Genomic DNA, 23,543 nt, shown 5'->3' with positions numbered 1-23,543 from the left:
GTGTGAGTGCAGTGTCTGCACGGTGGGTGAGTGACTCCACCCTGAACGCAAAACCTTGGCCGTCTTGCGGCCACGTCACATGCAGCACACCACTTGGGGTGGCCGATTATGCGCTGCAACCCCGTGGCTGTCTTTGGGCCCACACCATAGTGGAGTTTTTCGTTTTTCAGTGACAGCACCAAAAGAAAAACCGCCCGAAGGCGGTTTTGTCAGTACAGCAGGACGCAGTAGTGCAGGCTTATGCTGCTGTCACGTTAATGCCCTTGAACTCGCCAGTAGCGATGCGTTTTTCCCACTCTGCGGGGCCGGTGATGTGGGCGCTGGTACCACCAGCATCCACCGCTACCGTTACGGGCATATCGACGACATCAAATTCATAGATGGCTTCCATACCCAAATCGGCAAAGCCCACCACCTTGGCGGTCTTGATGGCCTTAGAGACGAGGTAAGCGGCACCGCCCACGGCCATCAGGTAGGCACTTTGGTGCTTCTTGATGGCTTCGATGGCCACTGGGCCGCGCTCGGCCTTGCCGATCATGGCGATGAGGCCGGTTTCTGCCAGCATCATCTCGGTGAAACTATCCATGCGTGTGGCGGTGGTCGGGCCAGCGGGGCCTACGGCCTCGTCACGCACCGGATCGACCGGGCCCACGTAGTAAATGACGCGGTTGGTGAAATCGACGGGCAGCTTTTCGCCCTTGGCCAGCATGTCTTGAATGCGCTTGTGTGCGGCATCGCGGCCGGTGAGCATTTTGCCGTTGAGCAGCAGGGTGTCGCCGGGCTTCCAGCTGGCCACTTCTTCTTTGGTCAGGGTGTCGAGGTTGACCTTTTTGCTCTTGTTGTAGTCGGGCTCCCAGTCGATCTTGGGCCACAGATCGAGGCTGGGCGGGTCGAGGTACACCGGGCCAGAGCCATCCATGACAAAGTGGGCGTGGCGGGTAGCGGCGCAGTTGGGGATCATCGCCACGGGCTTGGAGGCAGCGTGGGTGGGATACATCTTGATCTTGATGTCCAGCACCGTGGTCAGGCCACCCAAACCTTGGGCACCAATGCCCAGGGCGTTGACCTTCTCAAACAGCTCCAGACGCAGCTTTTCTACGTCGTCCAAGGTGGCACCGCTGGCGGCCTTGGCTTGCAGCTCGTACATGTTCAGGTCGTCCATCAGGCTCTCTTTAGCCAGTAGCACGGCTTTTTCTGCCGTGCCACCAATGCCAATGCCCAACATGCCGGGTGGGCACCAGCCAGCGCCCATGGTGGGCACGGTTTTGAGCACCCAATCGACCAGATTGTCGCTGGGGTTCATCATGATCATCTTGGACTTGTTTTCCGAGCCGCCGCCCTTGGCAGCCACGGTGATGTCCACCTTGTTGCCGGGTACGATTTCGGTCACGATCACGGCGGGGGTGTTGTCTTTGGTGTTCTTGCGGGCAAACAGCGGGTCGGCCACGACGCTGGCGCGCAGCGTGTTGTCGGGGTGGTTGTAACCTTGGCGCACGCCTTCGTTGATGGCGTCATCCAAGCTGCCGGTAAAGCCGTCCCAGCGCACGTCCATGCCCACCTTCAAAAACACGTTCACGATGCCAGTGTCTTGGCAAATTGGGCGGTGGCCGGTAGCGCTCATCTTGCTGTTAGTCAGGATTTGCGCCATCGCATCCTTGGCCGCTGGGCTTTGTTCGCGCTCGTAGGCGCGGGCCAGATGCTGGATGTAGTCGGTGGGGTGGTAGTAGCTGATGTATTGCAGCGCAGCAGCGATGGAATCGATCAGGTCTTGTTGGCGGATGGTGGTGGTGCTCATGGCGTCGAGGGGTTTTTGTCCATTATCGAAGTGCGGATTATCCTACCGACCAGCTTGCATCAGGCTGTCGTGGAGCCAGTGCGCCGCTGGCAGTAATATGTGCTAGACGCAGGAGCGAGCCTATGACCACAGAATCTTCCACTTCCACACGCACCGAACGCGATAACCTTGGCCCGATTGCAGTGCCCGCACAGCGGCTTTGGGGGGCGCAGACCCAGCGTGCGCTGGTCAATTTCGCCATCTCTGACGAGCGCATGGCCCCTGAGTTGCTGCGAGCGCTGGCGCAAATTAAGCGTGCCTGCGCCTATGTCAACCATGCGCAGGGGCGGCTAGAAGCAGCTAAGGCCACCGCCATCATTGCCGCCGTCGATGAGCTGCTCAATGGCGAGCATGACGACGAATTTCCGCTATCGGTCTGGCAAAGCGGCTCAGGCACGCAAAGCCACATGAATGTCAATGAAGTGTTGGCTAACCGGGCCAGCGAGTTGCTGGGCGGCCCCCGTGGGCAGGGGCGCTGGGTTCACCCCTATGGCGACGTCAACTTAGGGCAGGCCAGCAACGATGTCTTTCCTACCGCTATGCACGTCGCAGCGGTAGAGGTGCTGCTGCGGCGCTTATTGCCCGCCTTGCAACGCCTGCGTTCTGCGCTCACCGAAAAAGCGCAAGCCTTTACCGGTTTGGTCAAGCTGGGCCGCACCCACTTGCAAGATGCCGCCCCCTTGACTTTTGGTCAAGAAATATCGGGCTGGGCGGCGCAATTGCGCCATGCCGAGCAGCATGTGCGCGATGCTTTGCCGCACCTGTGCGAGCTGGCGCTGGGCGGCACGGCGGTAGGCACTGGGCTGCATGTCTCGTCCGACTATGCCCCAGTAGTGGCGCAAGAGTTGGCCGATCTGACCGGCCTGCCGCTGGTCACTGCCCCCAACAAGTTTGAAGCATTGGCCTCGTGCGACGCCTTGGTTCATGCCCATGGTGCCCTGAAAACTCTGGCAACCAGTTTGATGAAAATCGCCAACGACATCAGCTGGCTGGCCAGTGGCCCACGCGGTGGCTTGGGTGAAATCACCATCCCTGAAAACGAATCGGGCGCTTTCATTTTGCCCGGCAAAGCCAACCCCACGCAATGCGAAGCCCTGATGATGGTGTGCTGTCAGGTGCTGGGCAACGATGTGGCGATCAATATCGGTGGCGCTTCGGGCAATTTTCAGCTCAATGCGTTTCGGCCCTTGGTAATTCACAATTTTCTGCAAAGCGTGCGTCTGCTTGCCGATGGCATGCAGAGCTTTCATGACCATTGCGTGGTGGGTATCGAGCCGCAACCTGAACGCATGGCTGCGCTGCTAGAGCAATCGTTGGTGTTAGTGGCGGCGCTCAACCCCCATTTGGGCGAAGAAAAAGTGGCAGAGATTGCCCGCAAAGCCTATGCCGAGGGCAGCACCTTGCGCGAGGCGGGCATCACTCTCGGCTATATGACTGCCGAGCAGTTTGATGCGTGGGTGTGTCCAGCACAGTTGGCTGGATTGGTATAAAGCCGCTTATTCTCTCGCAGAGCCCACCTTTTGTGGGCTATATTTGCAAAATATACCAGTAACCCGTTGATTGGGCATCCGATACATCATGAAAGTCAGTGACATCCTGCGCGTCAAGGGCAACACCCTCTATACCGCCGATCCGTCCCAACCTCTGTCTGAAGCCATGCAAACCATGGCCGAGCGCGATATTGGCTCTTTGGTCGTCATGGAGCATGGCGATTTGGTCGGTATGCTCACCTTCCGCGAAATCATCCAGAGTTTGGTAAAAAATGGTGGCAGCGTCGGTAGCTTGCGCGTACGCACCGCGATGGACGACGCTCCCCTGACATGCACCATGGAAACCGATATGGACGAAGTGCGGCGCATGATGCTAGAGCGCCATGCCCGTTATATGCCGGTGATGGACAGCCGGATGCTGATGGGCGTGATTAGCTTTTACGACGTCGCCAAGGCGGTGGTCGATAGCCAAAACTTTGAGAACCAGATGCTCAAAGCCTACATTCGCGATTGGCCCGATGAAGAAAAGGCCCCGGCACTCTAAACAGGCCAGCCGCTGCGCGGTGGATACTGGGATAATCTCCCGCCATGAGCGGCAATACTTTTGGAACCCTTTTTACCGTCACCAATTTTGGTGAATCCCACGGCCCAGCCATTGGCTGCGTGATTGACGGCTGCCCACCGGGCATGGCCCTGAGCGAGGCCGACATCCAGCTCGATCTGGATCGGCGTCGCCCCGGCACCAGCCGCCACGTCACACAGCGCAACGAGCCTGATGCGGTGGAGATTTTGTCGGGGGTCTATGAGGGCTATACCACCGGCACGCCCATTGCTTTGCTGATCCGCAACCAAGATCAGCGCAGCAAAGACTACGGTGATATTTTGCAAACCTTCCGCCCCGGCCATGCCGATTACACCTATTGGTACAAATACGGCATCCGTGATCCGCGTGGCGGTGGGCGCTCTTCGGCCCGCCTGACTGCGCCCACGGTGGCTGCCGGTGCCGTAGCCAAAAAGTGGCTAGCAGAAAAGTTTGGTACCCAGTTTCGTGCCTGCATGACGCAATTGGGTGAGTTGCCCATCCCGTTCGAGGATTGGGCGCATGTGCCCGACAACCCATTTTTTGCCCCAGTGGCCGATGTGGCCCAGTACGAAAGCTACATGGACGCCCTGCGCAAGGCCGGAGACTCCTGTGGGGCCCGTATCCGTGTGCAGGCCACTGGCGTGCCCGTGGGCTTGGGCGAGCCTTTGTTCGATAAGCTCGATGCCGATATCGCTTACGCCATGATGGGCCTCAATGCCGTGAAAGGGGTAGAGATTGGTGCGGGCTTTGCCAGTGTTGCCCAGCGCGGCACCATGCATGGCGATTCGCTCACGCCAGACGGTTTTGCCAGCAACCACTCTGGTGGTGTGCTGGGGGGCATCAGCACGGGGCAGGACATTGAGGTGTCTATCGCCATCAAGCCGACCAGCTCTATCCTCAGCCCACGCGACTCCATCAATATCCACGGCCAGCCGGTGGAGGTGAGCACCAAGGGCCGCCACGACCCCTGCGTGGGTATTCGTGCGGCCCCGATTGCCGAGGCCCTGCTGGCGCTGGTGCTCATGGATCACGCCTTGCGCCACCGTGCCCAGTGTAGTGATGTGGTGCTGGCGGTGCCGCCCATTCCTGCGGCCATCTGATCGCTATGCTTTGGCGTCTGACCGGGCTGGCTGGCGCGCTGGTGCTGGTTGGATGCGCTGGGGTGGCATTACCTCCGCCCCAGCACATGGATATTGCCCTGCTGGGCTTTAATGATTTGCATGGGCAGTTAGAGCCGCCGCGCCAGTCGGTAGCGCTGCCCACAGCCCAAGGCTCCATCACCCTGCCTGTGGGCGGCATTGCTTATCTGGCGGGCACCCTAGCTGCCCTGAAGGCGCGTACGCCCTACCATGCAGTGGTGGCTGCAGGCGATGTGGTGGGGGCCTCCCCGATGGTGTCGGCGCTGTTTCTGGATGAGCCGACGATAGAGGCCCTGAACCACATGCAGGTGGATGTCAGTGCCGTGGGCAACCACGAACTAGACCGGGGCTGGTCAGAATTGTTGCGCCTGCAACACGGTGGCTGTGCGCCCTACACGGCACGTCAGCCGTGCCAACTCAGTCCGGCCTTTGCCGGGGCCAATTTTCAGTTTCTGGCAGCCAACATCGTGCCAGAGCATGACGGCCAGACGCCGCTGCCTGCTACCGCCCTCAAACGCTTCACACAGGGTGCAAATACTGTCACAGTCGGTTTTATTGGCGTCACGCTGCGGGGCGCGCCGCGTGTGGTGTCGCCCGCTGGCGTGCGTGGCTTGTACTTTGCGGACGAGGCCGATACCGCCAATGCCCAAGCGGCACGCCTGCGGGCGCAAGGGGCGGATGTGGTGGTGCTGGCCCTGCACGAAGGCGGTGCCACCAGTGCCAGTGTGGTTGAGACCAGTTGTTCTGGTCTGCGGGGCGACATCGTGCCCATTTTGGAGCGCTTGAGTCCGGCCATTGATGTGGTGATGTCTGGCCACACCCATCAAGCCTATGTGTGTGATTACGCCAGCATCAACCCGGCCAAGCCTTTTTTGCTCACCAGCGCTGGGGCTTACGGCATGTGGGTGACGGATATTGCACTGCGTTTTGATCTGGCGGCACGGCGTTTGGTACACAAAAGTGCCCGCAATGTGGCCGTGCAGAATAGCGGCTACGAAAGCAGTGCAGGCAAAGTCATGCCTTCGCCACTGTATCCCAGTTATGTGCCGGATGTCGGGGTGCAAGCGGTGCTAGAGCGCTACCGGGCCGCTGCCGCCCCCTTGATCGACAAACCCGTGGGGCCATTGGCGGGCGCAGTCACCCGCCACACCGCGCCCTCCGGCGAGAGTACGCTGGGCAATTTGGTGGCTGATGCGCAACTGTGGGCTACCCAGTCGCCGCCAGCCGGTGGCGCGCAGCTATCCTTCATGCACGCTGGTGGCTTGCGCGCTGATTTATTACCCGACGCCCAAGGCCAAGTGCGTTATGGGCAGCTTTTTGCCGTACAACCCTTTGGTAACCATTTGGTCGTGCAAACCCTGACCGGGGCGCAAATCCGCACCTTGCTAGAGCAGCAGTTTGACCCGTCCACATCACCTTCGCAGCGCACCCGTGTGCTCTCGGTATCGAGCGGCTTCAGCTACCACTACGATCTGTCGCAACCGCCCGGTGCCCGTGTCACAGCTATGGCATTGCATGGCCAACCATTGGAAGATGCACGCGATTACCGTGTTGTGGTCAGTAGCTTTTTGGCCCAAGGTGGTGACCGTTACCCCATACTGACCCAAGGCCGCGAGGTGCTGGGTGGTATGTTGGATGTGGATGCACTAGAAGGCTATTTTCAGGCGCAGGGCAGGGTGGTGCCACCGCTGCCGCGCCGTATTACGCGCATCGATACGCCCGTATCCCGTTGATGGGGTGTGATGCCGCTACCGTCTTACTGCCGCACTTCATCTACCAAGGTTTTGAAGTCGTTGATGTCTTCAAAGCTGCGGTAAACGCTGGCGTAGCGGATGTAGGCCACCTTGTCGAGCTTTTGCAGCGCCCGCATCACCAGCTCGCCAATGCGGCTGGAGGGCACTTCGCGCTGGCCTAGGTTGAGCAGGGTTTCTTCGATGCCCTCAATAGCGGCATCAATTTGCGCCGTGCTGATGGGCCGTTTGCGCAGTGCAATGCTGAACGAACCCAGCAGCTTGGCATGGGTGTATTCAGTGCGGCGGCCATCTTTTTTGACTACCACCGGAAAGCTCACTTCAGGGCGTTCGTAGGTGGTAAAGCGTTTTTCGCAGGCGCTACAACGGCGTCGGCGGCGAACGACGTCCCCTTCTTCAGACACCCTGGTTTCGACGACTTGCGTTTCTTGGTGGCTGCAGAAGGGGCATTTCATAGTGTCAACCCGGCTTAACGGTACACCGGGAAGCGTGCGGTCAGGGCATTGACCTTGGCGCGAACGGCTGCGATGTTGGCTTCGTCACGTGGGTTGTCCAGCACGTCAGCGATCAGGTTAGCGGTGATGCGTGCTTCTTCGTCCTTGAAACCACGGGTGGTCATGGCGGGTGTGCCCACGCGGATGCCGCTGGTGACCATTGGCTTTTCGGGGTCGTTGGGGATGGCGTTTTTGTTGATCGTCATGTGGGCAGCGCCCAACACGGCTTCAGCTTCTTTGCCGGTGATGCCCTTGGCACGCAAATCCACCAGCATGACGTGGCTTTCGGTGCGGCCACTGACGATGCGCAGGCCACGCTCGGTCAGGGTTTCGGCAATGATCTGCGCGTTCTTGAGCACCTGTTGTTGGTAGGTTTTGAACTCAGGTTGCAGAGCTTCTTTGAACGCCACGGCCTTGGCTGCAATCACGTGCATCAACGGGCCGCCTTGCAGGCCGGGGAAGATGGCGCTGTTGATGGCCTTTTCGTGCTCCGCCTTCATCAAAATGATACCGCCACGGGGGCCGCGCAGGCTCTTGTGCGTGGTGGAAGTGACCACGTCAGCAAATGGCACGGGGTTGGGGTAAACGCCTGCGGCAATCAGACCAGCGTAGTGGGCCATGTCCACCATGAAGATGGCACCGACATCTTTGGCGACTTTGGCAAAGCGTTCAAAATCGATGCGCAGGCTGTAGGCCGAAGCACCGGCAATGATGAGTTTGGGCTTGGTTTCGTGGGCCTTACGCTCCATCGCGTCGTAGTCGATGGCTTCGTTGGCATCGAGGCCATAGCTGACGACGTTGAACCACTTGCCCGACATGTTCAGGGGCATACCGTGGGTCAGGTGGCCGCCTTCGGCCAAGCTCATGCCCATGATGGTGTCGCCGGGCTTGACGAAGGCCAAGAACACGGCTTCGTTGGCCGACGCGCCGCAATGGGGCTGCACGTTGGCGGCATCGGCACCAAAAATTTGTTTGATGCGGTCAATGGCCAATTGCTCGGCGATGTCCACATATTCGCAGCCGCCGTAGTAACGCTTGCCGGGGTAGCCTTCGGCGTACTTGTTGGTCAGTTGTGAGCCTTGCGCAGCCATGACGGCGGGCGAGGCGTAGTTCTCACTGGCGATCAGCTCGATGTGCTCTTCTTGGCGCTTGTTTTCGGCCTGAATAGCAGCGTACAGCTCGGGGTCGGTTTGCTCGACAAGAATATTGCGTTGGTACATGGTGTGGCAGTCCTGTGAACTGGAGTCCCTTGAAGCCAAGGGCTGCCCAGGCGAACGGCGGAATCACCAAGGGCCTGACAGGCCCACGGCGGCACGCTTCCCAGTGGTTTCACGGCCCCACAAGGGTTGGTTTCGTGTCCACGTCAGCAACAGCGCCTTGTTGTGATGGTCAGCAGGGGGCTGTGCCTATCGCCAGTCGCGTGCCCTGTTAGTGTAGCTGACAGGCACGCACACTGCCACACTTCAAAGACCCGACACCAGTGCTAGTTTTTCAACGCCCTGTGCGGGGGCCACCGTGGCTGCGGGGTCTGGTGCTGTTGTGGTTGGCAGTTCTGTGGGTTTGCGCTGCGCTAGCAGCGGGAACGGCGCCACGGGTGCTTTGCGCTGACCTGCCACTTGGCGCAGGCGGGTGTGCTCGGCCAGCACCTTGGCGGCGTAGCCACCGTCGTCGGCCATATCGGCTGCACCAACATAACAGACTAGCCCCCCTTCGACGGAGCCCATGCGGCTGATACAGTCCATCAGCACCTTAACCCCGACGCGCAGATTGGTCACGGGGTCAAAGGCGGCCAACTTACCGCCAACGTTTTCATATTTGTCGGTGTGTACGCGGGTCATGACTTGCATCAGGCCCTGCGCGCCCACAGAGCTTTGCGCAAACGGGTTAAAGCTCGACTCTACCGCCATGATGGCCAAAATGAGCGTTGGGTCGAGCTGCACCCGTTTGCCTGTGGCATAGGCTTCGGCCACCAGCAAGCCCAAAGGCTCGGCGGCTACCCGGTATTTTTTGCTTAACCAGTAGGCCACCTTGGCCTGCTCTTTGGGCAGCTCCTTGGGGTTCATAGCCAAGATGCGCTCACTGGGTTCGGGTTCGGGCTCGGTGGGCCCCAGCAGGGCTTCTTGGCGTGCTTGCAGCCAGCCGATCAGTTGCTCCTCGCCAGTTTGGCGCAGATCGGGGCGTGCTACCAAGGTAGCGGTGGCAAAAACAACCAGCAGCCCAACCAGGGCAAAACTGTTGCGGGTGATCGCAAGAAATCCTGTGATTACATCGGTGGCAAAGGTATGCACACCAGAGATCCATTTTCCTGACGCTGTCATAGGAGCTTTCCTTTCTCGGCGGCGGGGGTCTGGGCATCGGGCGCCCTCGTGAGGCACCGCAAAGTCAGAAAATCTCGCCTGGATTGGTACGCCATCAAATTCGTGCGGGGGTGCGTGGCACCCAAAGAAGGCACGGAATTGACTTAGCCGGATTCGGCAGCGGGGGTTAGTACTAGCCTGCTAGGAGGCTGGGCCGATTCTAGGATCGGGTTTAATAGCAAGTCAATACTAACAATTTTATATTTTAGATTTTAAAGTAATTAAAAAAAGGGTTTTTGTGCCTGCTACGAAGTGTTTTTTGCCGATATCCCGCAAAATTGGGTGATGCAAATTTCTTCTTTTTGTCACAAACGCTGGGTGCGCTGGGCTCTTGCCAGTTTGGCGGGCTGGATGTTGTTGTGCGCTGTGGGCTGGCTGGCCCTGCCTTGGGTACTGCGCAGTGTGGGTGAAAAAATCGGCAGCGAGCGCCTTGGGCGTGCGGTGCAGATCGGTGCGGTTGATGTCCGGCCTTGGAGCCTAGAGCTCACAGTACGTGATGTGCGCATTGCCGGAGCCAGTGCAGACAGCAAGCCGCTGTTTCAATTGCAACGCTTGTATCTGAATGTGCAGTGGGAGTCGCTGTGGCGTTTGGCCCCGGTGCTGGATGGGCTGGAGCTGGATGCGCCAGTGTTGCATATCACCCAGCAGGCACCGGGCCGCTATGACATTGACGATATTGTGGCTCGCCTCGAAGCGGCCAAACCACCAGAGCCTGACCACAGCGCGCCACCGGCGTTTGCCTTGCACAATGTTGTGCTGCGCGATGGTGCAGTGGCGTTGCAGGATGACACCGTGGGCCGCACGCACACGCTGCGCCAACTGCAATTGCAAATTCCTTTTTTGAGCAATCTGCCCACCCAGCGCGAGATCAAGGTGCAGCCACAATTGGCTTTTGAGCTCAACGGCACCCCGTTTAGCTCCAGTGCGCAGGCTACGCCCTTTGCCACGCAGCGCCAAGCCGATATGGCGCTGCGCTGGTCGGGCTTAGATCTCAAACCCTATCTGGCGTATTTGCCAGCCAGTTTGCCGGTGCGTTTGCAGTCGGCATTGTTGGATGCTGATGTGCGCGTCCATTTTGAGCAGGCCGATACCAACACCCCCGTGCTGCGCCTGAGTGGCCGTTTAGGTGCCCGCCAATTGCAGTTGAGCGATGCGGCCCAAGCACCCCTGCTGTCAGTAGAGGCCCTGACGCTGGAGTTGGGCGATGTGCGTCCACTAGAGCGGCGTGTGCAGTTGCAGTCGGTGCAGGTAGATGCGCCCCGTGTGCATCTCCAGCGCCAGCGCGATGGGCGCTTGAACTGGGCCGCGCCCAAGCCATCTTCAACCGCACCAGCCGCCCCCCAGACCAGCACAGACGCTGCTTGGACGGTGGCGGTGGACAAGATCAACGTGCACCAAGCGCAATTGGACTGGCAAGACGAGAGCTTGGCTACCCCCGCGCATTTGCGTTTGCATGAATTGGCGTTGCAGGCACACCACATCCGTTGGCCCTTGCTGGAGGCGGTGCCGTTTGCTGGGCACATGCAGTTGCTGGCTCCCGGCGATGCGCGTGCGCCAGCCCGGTTGGCGTTTGAGGGCCAAGCCACCGAGCGCAAGGCCAAGCTGGCGCTGTCGGTGCAGGCCCTGCCTTTGGGGTGGGCCAGACCGTATTTAGCGCAGCAATTGCTGCCACCACTCGATGGCTTGCTGGAGGCCGATGTGGGTTTGGCTTGGGACGATCCAACGGTGGTGGCGCAGATTGCGCAATTGAGCATCAACGGCCTAGAACTGGCTTGCGCGCCCAAAACCGATTGCGTACCGGCAGCGGCCCCCGGATTGGCCGTGCGCAGCCAAAATACCTTGGCCGAACTTAAGCAATTGCGCATCGAAGGAGCGCAAATCCATCTGCCCAAGCGCTCAGTCACGGTACAAAGCATGGCCCTGACCCAGCCGCGCTTGTTGGTGGAGCGGGGCGAGGATGGCCGCTGGATGTTTGAGCGCTGGTTGCCGGTGGCCGGGCCACAGCCCATCACCACCAAGGCCAAGGAGGCCCCTAAGGAGGCTGCTGCACCCCCGTGGTCGCTGCATTGGGCCAATTTGGCGCTGCATGGTGGCTCAGTGGCGTTTCGCGATGAGGCGGCGGCCTCTCCGGTAGCTTTGCTGGTGTCGGGGTTGCAAGTGCAGCTCAAAAATTTTGCGCCGCTGGCAGCCAACGCACCGCCTGCTGCATTGAGCCTCTCGGCCCGGATGGGCGCGGGGCGCACTGAGCCGGGGCGGCTGGACTACGAGGGCACGCTGGCCTTGGCACCGCTGGCAACACAGGGCAAGTTGCGCGCACAGCAATTGCCGTTGCATGTGTTGGAGCCTTATGTGGCCCAAGACCTGAATGTGGATATCCGCCGTGCGGATGGTAGTTTTCAGGGGCAGGTGGCCTATGCCCAGTTGGCCGCTGGCCCCCAAGTCACGGTGCAAGGTGATGTCGCTTTGGACGATGTGCGCGTGCGGGCCTTGGCTGCTAGCCCAGAGGCAGCAGAAAAGAGCACCAAAGGACTGCCAACTTTGGAGCGAACACAAGAGTTGCTCAATTGGAAATCGCTGGCCGTGCGTGGCGTGTCGCTGGCGATGGCACCGGGCAAGCCTTTGCAATTGGATGTGCGCGAGACTGCACTCATGGACTTTTTTGCCCGTGTCGTGTTGCAAGAAGATGGACGCCTGAACTTGCAAAACTGGCGCAAGACTCCGGCCCCTGCCCCCACTTCCACGGTGACAACGCCCGCTGGCAGCGTCCCAGTGGCCGTAGTACCCGCCACGCCCGATCCGATCATCCGCATTGGCCCCATCACCTTGAGCGGGGGGCGTGTCGATTTTTCTGATTACTTTATCAAGCCCAACTACTCAGCGGATGTGAGTGCGTTGGCTGGGCGCTTGAGTGCTTTTTCTTCGGTGCCCGCAGCGCCAGGGATGCCACCGCAGATGGCCGATTTGGAACTGCGCGGCCGCGCTCAAGGCACGGCGTCACTGGACATCATCGGCCAGTTCAACCCGCTGGCACAGCCGTTGGCGCTGGATATTCACGGCCAGATGCGCGATTTGGAACTGCCACCGCTGTCGCCCTACACCATCAAATACGCTGGGCATGGCATTGAACGCGGCAAGCTCAGCATGGATATCCACTACCAAGTGCAGCCCAACGGCCAGTTGACGGCTGGTAACAAACTGGTGCTGCACCAGCTCAAGTTTGGCGATCCGGTAGAGGGCGCACCGGCCAGCTTGCCCGTGCGTTTGGCGGTGGCCTTGCTGGCCGACCGCAATGGCGTGATTGATGTCGATTTGCCTATCAGTGGCTCGCTCAATGACCCAGAGTTTCGCTTGGGTGCGGTGATCTTCAAAGTGGTGGGCAATTTGATTGTCAAGGCGGTAACTGCCCCCTTCTCCTTACTGACGGGCCTGTTCAGTGGCGGCAGTGAACTGGGCGTGGTGGCTTTTGCCCCCGGCACGGCGCAGCTCGATGCCACTGCCCGCGACAACCTAGACAAGGTGGCTAAAGCCATGCAAGAGCGGCCCGCGTTAAATATGACAGTGGTGGGCCAAGCCAGTGCCACGGCAGAGCAAGAGGCATGGCGGCAAGAGCGCCTACAGCAATTGGTGCTGGCGCATAAGCGCCGCGCAGCAGCGCGGGCGGGCCAAGCTGCTGACAGCATAGATGCCGTCAGTGCTGAAGAATATCCGGCTTTGCTCAAAGAGGTGTATCGCCGCGCTGACCTGAAAAAAGAGCGCAACCTGATTGGCATGGCCAAAGAGGTGCCGCTGGCGCAGATGGAGGCCGTGCTGCTGGGCAGCATTGCCGTACCGGACAATGCCATGCGTGAGCTGGCGCTAGCGCGTGCCGTGACGGTGCGCGACTATCTGGCTTCACGCGATTTGCCCCTAGAGCGTTTGTTCCTAGGGGCACCCACTACGGTGCAAGCCGATACCACTTGGAAGCCCCAAGCCGAGTTGAGCTTGGCGGTTCGTTGACCCGATGGCCTAGGTGCTGGGCCAAATCCCGGTCAAAATAGCGCTTTCTTCGGCATGGCCCTGGCTGTGGGGCTGTCGTTTATCCGCTATTGCTGCCCAAGATGCTTTTTGGGTGGCCGTTTCTTTCACAATCCATGTTTTCTTTTCTTTCACGCAACAAAATGTCTGACGCTCCCGAAAACCATCCGGCCCCTGTTAAAACCCCCGAAGCGCATCCCTTGGATGCCCTGACTGGCGGGGCCTTTTCGGCGGCAACGTCGGGCGAGCGGGCTGCGCGTGTCCGCGAGTGGCTCACCACCCAGCCCAGCCCTGAGCAATTGCAGGAAGTGTTCAAAGAACTCAGTGGCCGTGACAAAGGTGCAGCAAAGGCGGTGCGCGAGCGCATTGACGAACTGCGCCGCGCTAAAAACCAAGAAGCCATTGCTGCTGAATGGGCCGACAAAGCCAGCGCTCTGCTGGCCGCTGCCAAACTCAACATTGCCGATGCCTTGGCTTGGCAGCGCGATGCCGCCAAGGCCGGTGCGCCACTGTCACGCGAGCCGCTGTCGCTGCTCAAGGTGCAGTTGGCAGAGCGCATCAAGGTGATTGAAGATTTGCAACACCGCGTACAGGTGCAACGTGAAGCCGCCGTATTGCTGGCCCAGCGCATTGAGGTGCTATCGACCAAATCGTGGCGCGATGCCCAAGCAGCGCTTGAAGTGCTGCGCACCGATGTGCAGCATTGGCAAGACCAAGCCCAAGCCCTGACGGGCGATACCAGCTGGGTGAGCGTAGAGGCACGCTTCCCGACGCTGCTCGATGCTTCGCGCAGCCAGTTGTTGGTGGTTTGGGAGGCCTTCCAGCCCGCTGTGGCCCAAGCCGTGGCCGCCGCAGAAGACGCCGCTGCTCCCTTGCCCCCCGTGCCCGTGTGGGCCGACGAGCTGCGCGTGGCCCGTGGCCTGCCCAGCGAGGCAGCGGCTGCCGCTGCCGCTGCCGCAGAGCGCCCCGCCCGTGTTGCCAAGGCCAAAGTGGCCCCCGAAGTGCTGACCAAGGCCGTGCAAACGGTGCGTGATGCGCTTGCCAAGCTGGAGCAAGAAACCGCCGAAGGGCATGGCAAGGCCAGTGTCGGCGCTGCCGCTGCACTGCGCGCCGTACTCAAAGACCACGGCAAGCACATTGATGCCGCCCTAGAGCAGCAGGTGCATACGGCCTTGGTGGCCGCTGGCGAGCTGGAAGGCTGGCAGCGCTGGAGCGCCGATCAGGTGCGCGAAGAGCTGGTAGCCAAGGCCGAAGCCTTGCTCAACCGCCCCGAAGGCCAAGCCTTGGGTGGCCGCAAAATTCAAGAAACCCTGCGCCAGTTGCGCGAGCAATGGAAGCAAACCGACCAAGGTGGTGCGCCTAACCACGCCTTGTGGAAAAAGTTTGACGAAGCCTGCAATGCCGCTCACAAAGTAGTCGAGGCTTGGCTAGAAAAAATCCGCGCCGAAGCCGCCGAACACAAGGCACAACGCTTGGCGCTGGTGGAAGAACTCAAAGCTTGGGCCGCCAGCGCGTCCGCCTCTGGCGATTGGAAGGCCATTAACCGTGGGCTGTACCAGTTTTCGGATCGCTGGCGTGCCAGCGGCCATGTCGGTGAAAAACTCTTTGCCGAGCTGCAACCGTTGTGGAAGCAAGCCATTGCCGCTGCCGCCGCACCGCTGGAAGCCGCACAAAAGGCCAGCATCTTGCGCCGCCAAGCCATGATTGAAGAAGCCACCGTGCTGGGTGCGGCTCCTGCCCTGCGCATTGATGCCATCCGTGCTTTGCAGCAACGTTGGCAGGCCGAAGCCCAAGGCGTGCCCTTGGATCGCAAGCAAGAGCAAAAGCTGTGGGATACCTTCCGCAAGCCGATTGACGAGGCGTTCCAACGCAAAACGGCAGAGCGTGAAAAGCACAGCACCGAACTGAGCGCCCGTGACCGTGCTGTGGTTGATGCCGCTAAGGCGCTTGAGGCAGCCAACGCCAGCGGCGATGCCCAGCAAATCCGCCAAGCCATGACGGCGCTCGAAGCCGCCTTGCGCGGTCAGGCCCAAGCCCGTGCGGATGCCGATGCAGCCGCCCAAGCCACCGGCGGCGAAAGCCCTGCTGCCCCGGCAGCCGAGGCCGCCAGTGCAGAAGCTGCGTCAGAGGCTGCGGCTGATGAGACTGTCCCACAAGACACCGATGCCGCCGCAACGGCTCCAGAAGCCGCACCAGCGGCCCCTAAGGCGGTCAACCGCCCGGTGGTGGCTGTGCGTGGCGATGACCGCCCCGGCATGAAAAAAGACACCCCTGCTGCCCCTATGGGCCGCAATGGCAAACCCGGCGAGCGCCGCGATGCCCGCCCCAGCCGCGATGCGGGCCGTGATGGTGCGCGTCCTGAAGCCCGTGGTGGCCGTTTTGCCGACCGTGACCGCGCTCCCGCCTACGAAGACCGTGGCCCGCGTTTGGGCGATGCCGCCTTCCGCGCCCAGCGCGAGGCGATGGAACATGCCCAGCAGGCTCTGAAGAAGTTGGCCGCCCAAGCCCACGGCGAGGCCCTGACCCAGCTCCTGACCGCTTGGGAGCAGCGCGACCCAGCCCTGTTGCCTTCGGCACAGGAATTGGGCGGACGTGTGGCTCCAGCCGTGCGTACCGCTTGGACGCAAGCCTTGAGCAAGGGCGCAGCGGGTGATGCCGCCCAATCGCTGCTGCGTTTGGAAATGGCCGCTGAAGTACCGACCCCAGCAGAACAATTGTCGGCCCGGCGCATGTTGCAATTGCAACTGCTGACGCGCCGCAATGACCCTGCCCCAGCAGAAACTTGGGGCCGTGACGTGGCGGCTGTGCTGACCAGCGCTAGCGACGCCACCAGCGCCCGCCGCTTGCAAAACGTGCTCAAGGCACTGCTGCGCAAAGCCTAAAGCGGTTTTCTCTTGCCAAAAGGGCCCACAGGCACACGCGCCTGTGGGCCTTTTTTGATCTGGAGAGAAATAAGTGCAGGTAAAACGAAACGCAAAAACAAAAAAGCCGCTGCATACAATGCAACGGCTTTTTAAATTTGGTGCCCAGAAGAGGACTCGAACCTCCACGGAGTTACCCGCTAGTACCTGAAACTAGTGCGTCTACCAATTCCGCCATCTGGGCTTTCAGGAAAGAACTAAATTGTAAATTAAAATTCAGAACTTTTTAAGGTTTCTGAAATTTCCAAGTAAAAAACGCTAAACAGCGGGCTGCTTATCGTTAAACTTGGTGCCCAGGAGAGGACTCGAACCTCCACGGAGTTACCCGCTAGTACCTGAAACTAGTGCGTCTACCAATTCCGCCACCTGGGCATTTCAGGAAAGAATCAGATTGTATACCAAAAAAATGAAATTCAATACCCAAGCAGCCCCTTCTAATGATGAGATCGAAGGCAGCGTGCAAGGCCACCGCGACGGACATGGTTTTTTGCTGCGCGATGATGGCCAGCAGCCCGATATTTTTCTGCCCCCCAACGAGATGCGCGCCGTATTGCACCAAGACCGGGTGCGTGTGCGCGTGGTGCGCCAAGACCGGCGTGGCCGCCCGGAGGGCCGGGTGGTCGAAATCATTGAGCGGCCAGCACGCCCCCTGATTGGCCGCCTGTTGCAAGAAAGCGGTGTCTGGCTGGTGGCCCCCGAAGACAAGCGCTACGGCCAAGATGTGCTCATTCCGGCCAATGCCTTGGGGCAAGCACAGCCCGGCCAAGTGGTGGTGGTGGAGTTGACCGAGCCGCCCGCGCTGTTTGGTCAGCCGGTGGGGCGCATCACCGAGGTGCTGGGCGAGGTGGACGACCCCGGCATGGAAATTGAGATTGCCGTGCGCAAATACGATGTGCCGCATATCTTTTCAGATGCGTGTTTAGCCCAAGCCGCCACTTTGCCTGACAAAGTACGCGCCACCGACAAGCGCCAGCGCATTGATCTGACCGATATTCCGCTGGTCACGATTGATGGTGAGGATGCGCGCGACTTTGACGATGCCGTGTATTGCGAACCGGCCAAGGTGGGCCGCAGCAAAGGTTGGCGCTTGCTGGTAGCCATTGCCGATGTGAGCCACTATGTGCAAACCGGCAGCGCCATTGATATTGATGCCTACGACCGGGCCACCAGTGTTTATTTTCCGCGCCGCGTCATTCCGATGCTGCCGGAAAAGCTGTCCAACGGCCTGTGCTCGCTCAACCCCGATGTGGAGCGGCTGTGCATGGTGTGCGACATGCTGGTCACGACCAAGGGCGAAGTCCATGCCTACCAGTTTTATCCGGCAGTGATGTTTAGCCATGCCCGCTTTACCTATACCGAGGTGGCGGCGATTTTGGCCAATACCCGTGGCCCGGAGGCTTCCAAGCGCACCGAGCGCGTGCGCGATTTACTCAATCTGCATGATGTTTACCGGGCGCTGTTGCAGTCGCGGCAGGCCCGTGGTGCGGTAGATTTTGAAACGGTAGAAACCCAAATCGTCTGCGATGACAATGGCCGCATTGAAAAGATTGTGCCGCGCACGCGCAACGATGCCCATAAACTGATTGAAGAAGCCATGTTGGCGGCCAACGTCTGTAGCGCCGACTTTATTGCCCAAGGCAAGCAGCACGGCCTGTACCGGGTACACGAAGGCCCGACGCCCGAAAAGCAAGACATTTTGCGCAGCTACCTCAAGGCGATGGCGGTGGGCATGACCATCAGCGAGAACCCGCAGCCCGCTGAATTTCAAGCCATTGCCGAGGCCACCAAAGACCGCCCCGACGCGCAGCAAATCCATACTATGCTGCTGCGCTCAATGCAGCAGGCCATTTACACCCCCGTCAACAGCGGGCATTTTGGTTTGGCTTTTGAGGCCTACACGCATTTCACCAGCCCGATTCGGCGTTACCCCGACTTGCTGGTGCATCGCGTCATCAAGGCCATTTTGAGCAACACCAAATACAAGTTGCCAGCCCTGCCCACCCCCGGCGATGCCCATGCCAAACTGAGCAAGCGGCTGGCCAAGCGTGTAGCTCCACCCTTGGCCCCCGGAGAAAAGCCACGCAAAAAAGAAACCGGCGCGGCCTTGGCTGAGACCCAATCTTGGGAAGCCGCTGGACTGCATTGCAGCGCCAATGAGCGCCGTGCTGACGAGGCCAGCCGCGATGTGCAAGCGTGGCTCAAGTGCAAGTACATGCGCGAGCATTTGGGCGAAGAATACAGCGGCTTGGTCAGTGCCGTTACCAGCTTTGGTATTTTTGTCACCCTAGACGCCATGTATGTGGAGGGGCTAGTCCACATCACCGAACTGGGTGGCGAATACTTTAAGTTTGATGAAGCGCGCCAAGAGTTGCGTGGTGAGCGCAGCGGCATCCGTTATGCCATTGGTGCGCGGGTGCAGGTGCAGGTGAGCCGGGTAGATTTAGACGCACGGCGCATTGATTTCCGTTTGCTCAACGAAGCTGAGGGCTTGCCCCCACGACCAAGCAAAGAGTGGGGCAAAGACCGACCCAAGGAGGCACCCCCTGCACGCAGTAATGCGCGCCCCGCCGGACGTGCGGATGCCGATACCGCAGGCGGGGCTGGAATGAAAAAGAGCCAAGCTAGGGCGCGGCGTGGCAAAAACGGCGGCAAGCGCTCCTGAGGCTTAAGCCAGCGGCAACAAGCGGCAGGCCAGAGCGTTGGCGGTAAGGGGCAGGTCGTGCGGCCACTGGTCTGCGGCCTCGCCGTGGGTAAAAACGGCATTGCAGGCGGCGGTGTAGGTGTCTATGCCGCTGGCGAGTGCCGCGCCGACCATTCCGGCCAGCACATCGCCGGTGCCCGCACTGGCCAAGCGGGCATTGCCGGTAGGATTGATACGGGGTATTTGCCCCGGTGCAGCCATCACGCTACCAGAGCCTTTGAGCACGACCACACAGCCAAAGCGCTGCGCCAGTTGCAGCGCTGCCTCTAAGCGCTGCGCTTGCACCTGCTCCACCGATGCACCAAGCAGGCGCGCTGCTTCTAGCGGGTGCGGGGTCAGTGCAGTGTGCTGGTGTGGGCGGTGTTGGCGCGCTTGCAAGGCTTGTTGTAGTTGTGCATCGCAGGCTATGGCATTGAGCGCATCGGCATCGAGCACCAGACGTGCTGCATCAGCCAGCACTTGGGGCAACATGGCCCGGATGGCCTCGCCACCACCGCAGCCAGCAACTACCGTCAGTTGTTCAAGGTGCAGGGCTGCAAAATGGCGCAGCATCAGTTCGGGCTGCACTATGTCGATACCGGGGCCAGTCTCGTCGCACAGGCACAGGAGCACACGCCCGGCACCACTGTGCAAGGCGGCGCGGGCGGCCAATAAGGCTGCACCACCCATGCCCATGCCGCGCTGGCCCAAGCCTTCGCCGCCAATGACGGCTACATCGCCATAGCTGCCCTTGTGGCTGGCGTGGGGCCGTATAGAGGTGACTGGGTGGGGGTTGAGCCATGCGTCTGGGGTTTCTGGGGCTGAGCAGTCCAAATCATCAAACCACACCGTGCCTGCCGCGTCGCGCCCGGCTCCGGTAAACAGCCCTGGCTTGAGCGTGAGCAGGCTCAGGGTATGGCGTGGGCTGGTGCCCACGGTGCCGGGCGCTGGAGCCAGCCCCGGCGCAAACTGGCCGCTGTCGGCCAGCAAGCCGCTAGGCACATCCACCGCCAGCACGGGCGCAGCGCAAGAGCGCACTTGGGCCAAGGTAGCCAGCAACGGATGGTTAGAGGGCCAGCGGCGCTGCGCGTTGGCAGACAGGCCCACACCCAACAGGGCGTCAATGCACAGGTCTTGTGGCCCTAACGCTGCTGGGGGCTGGCTGGTAAAGCAGACGCCCGCCGCTTGGGCGCGCATCCAAGAGTGGTGGGCGTCTTTGGGGCAGTGCAGCGGCTCCCCCAGCCACGTGACCACCACCGCCAAGCCGTGCTGGTGCAAGTGCATGGCCGCTTCTAGCCCATCGCCGCCGTTGTTGCCGGGGCCACAAGCGATCCAGACTGTGCGTGCATGGGGGGCCAGCGCCCGCGCCAGCTTTGCCAGCGCCAGCCCCGCACGCCGCATCAAAGTGTGCAGCGGTAGTGGTGCTGCTGCGGCAGCCTCTAGCCGCTGGGTGCTGGCGCTGCCGTGGAGTGCATAGGCTGGGCCGGGGGTGATGCGGTACATGGCAGCAGACCTTAGAGCTTGTGCGTGACGAGCTTGAAGTCTGGGTCTTCGTCGTAGGACTTGATGGAATAGCCTAGGCTGCGCATCAGTTTGAGCATCGGGGCATTGTTGGCCAGCACCAAGCCCTCAATCTCACTGAGTCCTTTTTCGCGGGCTACATCCATGATGCTGTGCATCAGGCGCGAACCCAGCCCCTTGCCATTGAAGCTATCGGACACCACCAAAGCAAACTCGCAACTGGTGCGGTCGGGGTTGGTGACGTAGCGCGACACACCCACCATGCGCTCGGTTTCTTGGATTTCACCATCTTCGGTGGCGGTGCGCTCTTTGTGGATGGCAACCAGTGCCATTTCGCGGTCGTAATCGATCAACGTAAAGCGCGCCAGCATCGAGGCAGGTAGCTCGGCCATCGACGAAACAAAGCGGTAGTAGCGGCTTTGCGGCGATAGGCTTTGCACCAGCGTTTGGAGCATGTGGGCATCGTCGGGATGGATAGGCCGGATGGTGTATTCACCACCGCCGGGCAGCGGCCATACTTGCTCATGCCGCGCCGGGTAGGGCAAGATAGCCAGATGGCTGTAGTGCAGATTGCCGCTGGTGCTCGATTGCGACGCATGGTCAATCGCAATGCGTGCATCTACGGCTACCGCACCATACTCATCGACAATGATCGGGTTGATGTCCATCTCGCGCAGTTGGGGCAGCTCGCAGGCCATTTCGGACACGCGCAGCAAGATTTGCTCTAGTGCCTCCAGGTTGGCCGGAGCGCTGCCGCGCCAAGCGCCCAAAGTTTCGGCCACGCGCGAGCGCTCAATCAGGCGGTGCGACAAGAACTGGTTGAGCGGCGGCAGCTCCATCGCCTTGTCGTTGATGAGTTCGATCATGGTGCCACCGGCACCAAAGGAGATCACAGGGCCAAATGGATCGTCGCACACCAGCCCGATACAAATCTCACGGCCCCGCTGGGCTTTGGCCATTTTTTGTACCGTCACACCGCTGATGCGCGCTTGCGGTTGTGCTTGTTTCACGCGTTGCACCATGTCGGTAAAGGTGTCGCGGGCACTGGTGCCACTCATGATGTTGAGCGCAACACCGCCCACGTCAGATTTGTGCGTGATGTCGGGCGAGTCAATTTTGAGAGCCACCGGAAAGCCCAGTTGCGTGGCGATCATCATGGCCTCGTGGGCATTGCGCGCCAAAATGGTTTTGGTGACCGGGATATGGAACGCCGCCAGCAGCGTTTTAGACTCCATCTCGGTCAGCACCTTGCGCCGCTCGGCCAGTGCGCTTTCAATCACCAGCCGGGCTCCTTCGATGTCGGGCTTTGCCAAGGTAGAGAGCGGCGAGGGCGTTTGTTGCAGCAGTTGCTGGTTTTGGTAGAACGAGGCGATGTTGCCAAAAGCGCCCACGGCGGCCTCAGGGGTGCGAAAGCTCGGAATCACCGCCTCTTTGAGCACGCCGCGTCCGGGGCCGACGGAGGCATCGCCCATCCAGCAGGCCACCAAGGGCTTGGCCATGTGCGTCTTGGCGCTGGCCAATGCCTGAGCGATGGCCTCGGCATCGGCACCGGGCCGGGGCGAGAAAATAGCCAGCACACCATCAATTTGGCGCTCTTTGTTGGCTGCCTCAATGGCTGCGAGGTAGTGCTCAGGGCCTGCACATTCGGACAGGTCAATCAGATCGGTCAGGGAGGCGCGGTTGGGCAATTGCCCTTGCAAGGCGCTGATGGATTCGGGCGAGAGTTTGCCCAGTTCGAGGCCAATCTCATTGATCCAGTCAGCAGCTAGCACGCCGGGGCCACCGCCATTGGCCACAATGGCTAGCCGTTTGCCCACGGGGCGGTAGCGCGAGGCCAAGCATTTGGTGGCGGAGAACAACTCGACAAACGAGCGCACACGCACGGCACCGGCGCGGCGCAGGGCGGCATCAAACACATCGTCGCTGCCCACAATGGTGCCGCTGTGGGTTTGGGCCGCTTTGTTGCCAGCCGCTTTGCGCCCGCCCTTGAGCACTACCACCGGCTTGGCGCTGGCTGCCGAGCGCAGCGCACTCATAAAGCCGCGTGCATTGCCGATGCCCTCCATATAGACGACGATGCTTTGCGTGAGACGGTCATGGGCCAGAAAATCGAGCACGTGGGCAATGTCGATGCTGGTGTTAGGCCCCAGCGATACTACTGAGGAAAAGCCGACGCCGTTGTTGCGCGCCCAATCGAGAATAGACGATGTGAGCGCCCCCGACTGGCACACCAGTGCCAAAGAGCCGGTATGCGCCAGTGCGCCTGCAGCACTGGCATTGAGGTGCAGGGCCGGGCGTTGCAAGCCCAAGCAGTTGGGGCCGAGCAGGTAGATATCTTCACGTTCAGCCACCTGTTTGAGTTTGGCGGCTTCATCGGCAGTGGTATTGCTAGAGACCACCAGTGCTGAGCGGCACTTCATACGCCCGGTCATCTCTAGGGCGGTGCTGATTTCTTCAGGCGGCAGCGCAATAATGGCCAAATCGGCTTTGGTTTGTGCCAGCTCGGCCAGCGTACCAATCGATTCGGTACTTAAAAACTGCAAGGTGCCGCTGTAGCGCTGCGCTTTAAGTCCTTCGCACAACATCCGTGCTTGCGGGGTCTGGGTTTCGGGGGCATCGTGCTGACCTGCAAACACCACAATAGACTGAGGGGAAAAGAGCGGGGTAAGGTAGTGTTTATCCATGTTTTCTCACTCGAAGGGCCATCGAAACGCCACCCCTTGCCGGGGCAGCGACGCTGAAGTCGCAGCTTCTTAGAT

At 60.5% G+C, this 23,543-nt stretch carries 13 protein-coding genes, 2 tRNA genes and 1 riboswitch; of the genes, 7 read left to right on the top strand and 8 right to left on the bottom strand.

Annotated elements, in window-relative coordinates; translation table 11 throughout:
* Positions 1-238: 238 nt before the first annotated feature.
* Positions 239-1,795 carry a fumarate hydratase gene (locus tag BMX55_RS03300; protein ID WP_091452638.1) on the bottom strand — a complete coding sequence of 519 codons (1,557 nt, stop codon included), beginning with the start codon at positions 1,793-1,795 and terminating at the stop codon, positions 239-241.
* A gap of 122 nt (positions 1,796-1,917) precedes the next feature.
* Here BMX55_RS03300 and fumC point away from each other — a divergent pair, with 122 nt between their 5' ends.
* The 4 genes from fumC (at position 1,918) to BMX55_RS03280 (ending at position 6,779) form a co-directional block, all read left to right on the top strand.
* Positions 1,918-3,324, top strand: a complete 1,407-nt coding sequence (gene fumC / locus BMX55_RS03295) for a class II fumarate hydratase (protein WP_091452635.1) — start codon at positions 1,918-1,920, stop codon at positions 3,322-3,324.
* Positions 3,325-3,412: 88 nt separating this feature from the next.
* Entirely contained in the window at positions 3,413-3,868 is a 456-nt protein-coding gene (locus tag BMX55_RS03290) for a CBS domain-containing protein (RefSeq protein WP_091452632.1), read from the top strand.
* A 44-nt stretch (positions 3,869-3,912) separates the two neighbouring features.
* A complete protein-coding gene (gene aroC / locus BMX55_RS03285) occupies positions 3,913-5,007 on the top strand; it encodes a chorismate synthase (protein WP_091452628.1) in 1,095 nt (364 codons plus the stop codon).
* A 5-nt stretch (positions 5,008-5,012) separates the two neighbouring features.
* Positions 5,013-6,779 carry a bifunctional metallophosphatase/5'-nucleotidase gene (locus tag BMX55_RS03280; protein ID WP_091452625.1) on the top strand — a complete coding sequence of 589 codons (1,767 nt, stop codon included), beginning with the start codon at positions 5,013-5,015 and terminating at the stop codon, positions 6,777-6,779.
* 23 nt (positions 6,780-6,802) lie between these two features.
* Here the strand turns inward: BMX55_RS03280 and nrdR are convergent, their stop codons facing one another.
* The 3 genes from nrdR to BMX55_RS03265 form a co-directional block, all read right to left on the bottom strand.
* Positions 6,803-7,252: a transcriptional regulator NrdR gene (nrdR, locus tag BMX55_RS03275; protein WP_091452623.1), complete on the bottom strand. Its 450-nt coding sequence runs from the start codon at positions 7,250-7,252 to the stop codon at positions 6,803-6,805.
* A 14-nt stretch (positions 7,253-7,266) separates the two neighbouring features.
* On the bottom strand, positions 7,267-8,511 hold the full coding sequence (gene glyA / locus BMX55_RS03270) for a serine hydroxymethyltransferase (protein ID WP_091452621.1): 1,245 nt from the start codon (positions 8,509-8,511) through the stop codon (positions 7,267-7,269).
* Between the two features lie 37 nt (positions 8,512-8,548).
* Positions 8,549-8,721: riboswitch (ZMP/ZTP riboswitch) on the bottom strand.
* Between the two features lie 33 nt (positions 8,722-8,754).
* Positions 8,755-9,609: a lytic transglycosylase domain-containing protein gene (locus tag BMX55_RS03265; RefSeq protein WP_091452618.1), complete on the bottom strand. Its 855-nt coding sequence runs from the start codon at positions 9,607-9,609 to the stop codon at positions 8,755-8,757.
* A gap of 324 nt (positions 9,610-9,933) precedes the next feature.
* On the opposite strand from BMX55_RS03265, the gene BMX55_RS03260 reads away from it, so the two are divergent.
* The gene (locus tag BMX55_RS03260; protein ID WP_091453182.1) at positions 9,934-13,644 is read left to right on the top strand and encodes a DUF748 domain-containing protein; all 3,711 of its coding nucleotides are present in this window, start codon (positions 9,934-9,936) and stop codon (positions 13,642-13,644) included.
* A gap of 134 nt (positions 13,645-13,778) precedes the next feature.
* Positions 13,779-16,544, top strand: a complete 2,766-nt coding sequence (locus tag BMX55_RS03255; protein WP_091452616.1) for a DUF349 domain-containing protein — start codon at positions 13,779-13,781, stop codon at positions 16,542-16,544.
* Positions 16,545-16,682: 138 nt separating this feature from the next.
* Here BMX55_RS03255 and BMX55_RS03250 read toward each other — a convergent pair.
* Together BMX55_RS03250 and BMX55_RS03245 are read right to left on the bottom strand one after the other, a co-directional pair.
* A tRNA-Leu gene (locus tag BMX55_RS03250) sits at positions 16,683-16,767 on the bottom strand.
* A gap of 103 nt (positions 16,768-16,870) precedes the next feature.
* Positions 16,871-16,955 (bottom strand) — tRNA-Leu (locus BMX55_RS03245).
* 34 nt (positions 16,956-16,989) lie between these two features.
* Between BMX55_RS03245 and rnr the strand changes: the two genes are divergently transcribed.
* Complete coding sequence (gene rnr, locus BMX55_RS03240; protein WP_091452614.1) at positions 16,990-19,245, top strand: ribonuclease R; 2,256 nt, start codon at positions 16,990-16,992, stop codon at positions 19,243-19,245.
* 3 nt (positions 19,246-19,248) lie between these two features.
* Here rnr and BMX55_RS03235 read toward each other — a convergent pair whose 3' ends face one another.
* Entirely contained in the window at positions 19,249-20,766 is a 1,518-nt protein-coding gene (locus BMX55_RS03235; RefSeq protein WP_091452612.1) for an NAD(P)H-hydrate dehydratase, read from the bottom strand.
* A gap of 11 nt (positions 20,767-20,777) precedes the next feature.
* Positions 20,778-23,468 carry a bifunctional acetate--CoA ligase family protein/GNAT family N-acetyltransferase gene (locus BMX55_RS03230; protein ID WP_091452609.1) on the bottom strand — a complete coding sequence of 897 codons (2,691 nt, stop codon included), beginning with the start codon at positions 23,466-23,468 and terminating at the stop codon, positions 20,778-20,780.
* Positions 23,469-23,543: the final 75 nt, after the last annotated feature.

Origin of the sequence: Giesbergeria anulus (assembly GCF_900111115.1) — a bacterium.
Lineage (GTDB): Bacteria > Pseudomonadota > Gammaproteobacteria > Burkholderiales > Burkholderiaceae_C > Simplicispira > Simplicispira anulus.
The sequence above is the reverse complement of the archived record's forward strand: the minus strand, read 5'-3'. Positions and strand labels throughout refer to the sequence as shown.

Excerpts from the sequence above, each read along its gene's own strand:
- BMX55_RS03265 (WP_091452618.1), bottom strand. The coding sequence starts at position 9,609 with ATGACAGCGTCAGGAAAATGGATCTCTGGTGTGCATACCTTTGCCACC.
- aroC (WP_091452628.1), top strand. The coding sequence starts at position 3,913 with ATGAGCGGCAATACTTTTGGAACCCTTTTTACCGTCACCAATTTTGGT.
- BMX55_RS03280 (WP_091452625.1), top strand. The coding sequence starts at position 5,013 with ATGCTTTGGCGTCTGACCGGGCTGGCTGGCGCGCTGGTGCTGGTTGGA.
- BMX55_RS03290 (WP_091452632.1), top strand. The coding sequence starts at position 3,413 with ATGAAAGTCAGTGACATCCTGCGCGTCAAGGGCAACACCCTCTATACC.
- BMX55_RS03300 (WP_091452638.1), bottom strand. The coding sequence starts at position 1,795 with ATGAGCACCACCACCATCCGCCAACAAGACCTGATCGATTCCATCGCT.
- BMX55_RS03255 (WP_091452616.1), top strand. The coding sequence starts at position 13,779 with ATGTTTTCTTTTCTTTCACGCAACAAAATGTCTGACGCTCCCGAAAAC.
- BMX55_RS03235 (WP_091452612.1), bottom strand. The coding sequence starts at position 20,766 with ATGTACCGCATCACCCCCGGCCCAGCCTATGCACTCCACGGCAGCGCC.
- BMX55_RS03260 (WP_091453182.1), top strand. The coding sequence starts at position 9,934 with ATGCAAATTTCTTCTTTTTGTCACAAACGCTGGGTGCGCTGGGCTCTT.
- BMX55_RS03230 (WP_091452609.1), bottom strand. The coding sequence starts at position 23,468 with ATGGATAAACACTACCTTACCCCGCTCTTTTCCCCTCAGTCTATTGTG.
- fumC (WP_091452635.1), top strand. The coding sequence starts at position 1,918 with ATGACCACAGAATCTTCCACTTCCACACGCACCGAACGCGATAACCTT.
- glyA (WP_091452621.1), bottom strand. The coding sequence starts at position 8,511 with ATGTACCAACGCAATATTCTTGTCGAGCAAACCGACCCCGAGCTGTAC.
- rnr (WP_091452614.1), top strand. The coding sequence starts at position 16,990 with ATGAAATTCAATACCCAAGCAGCCCCTTCTAATGATGAGATCGAAGGC.
- nrdR (WP_091452623.1), bottom strand. The coding sequence starts at position 7,252 with ATGAAATGCCCCTTCTGCAGCCACCAAGAAACGCAAGTCGTCGAAACC.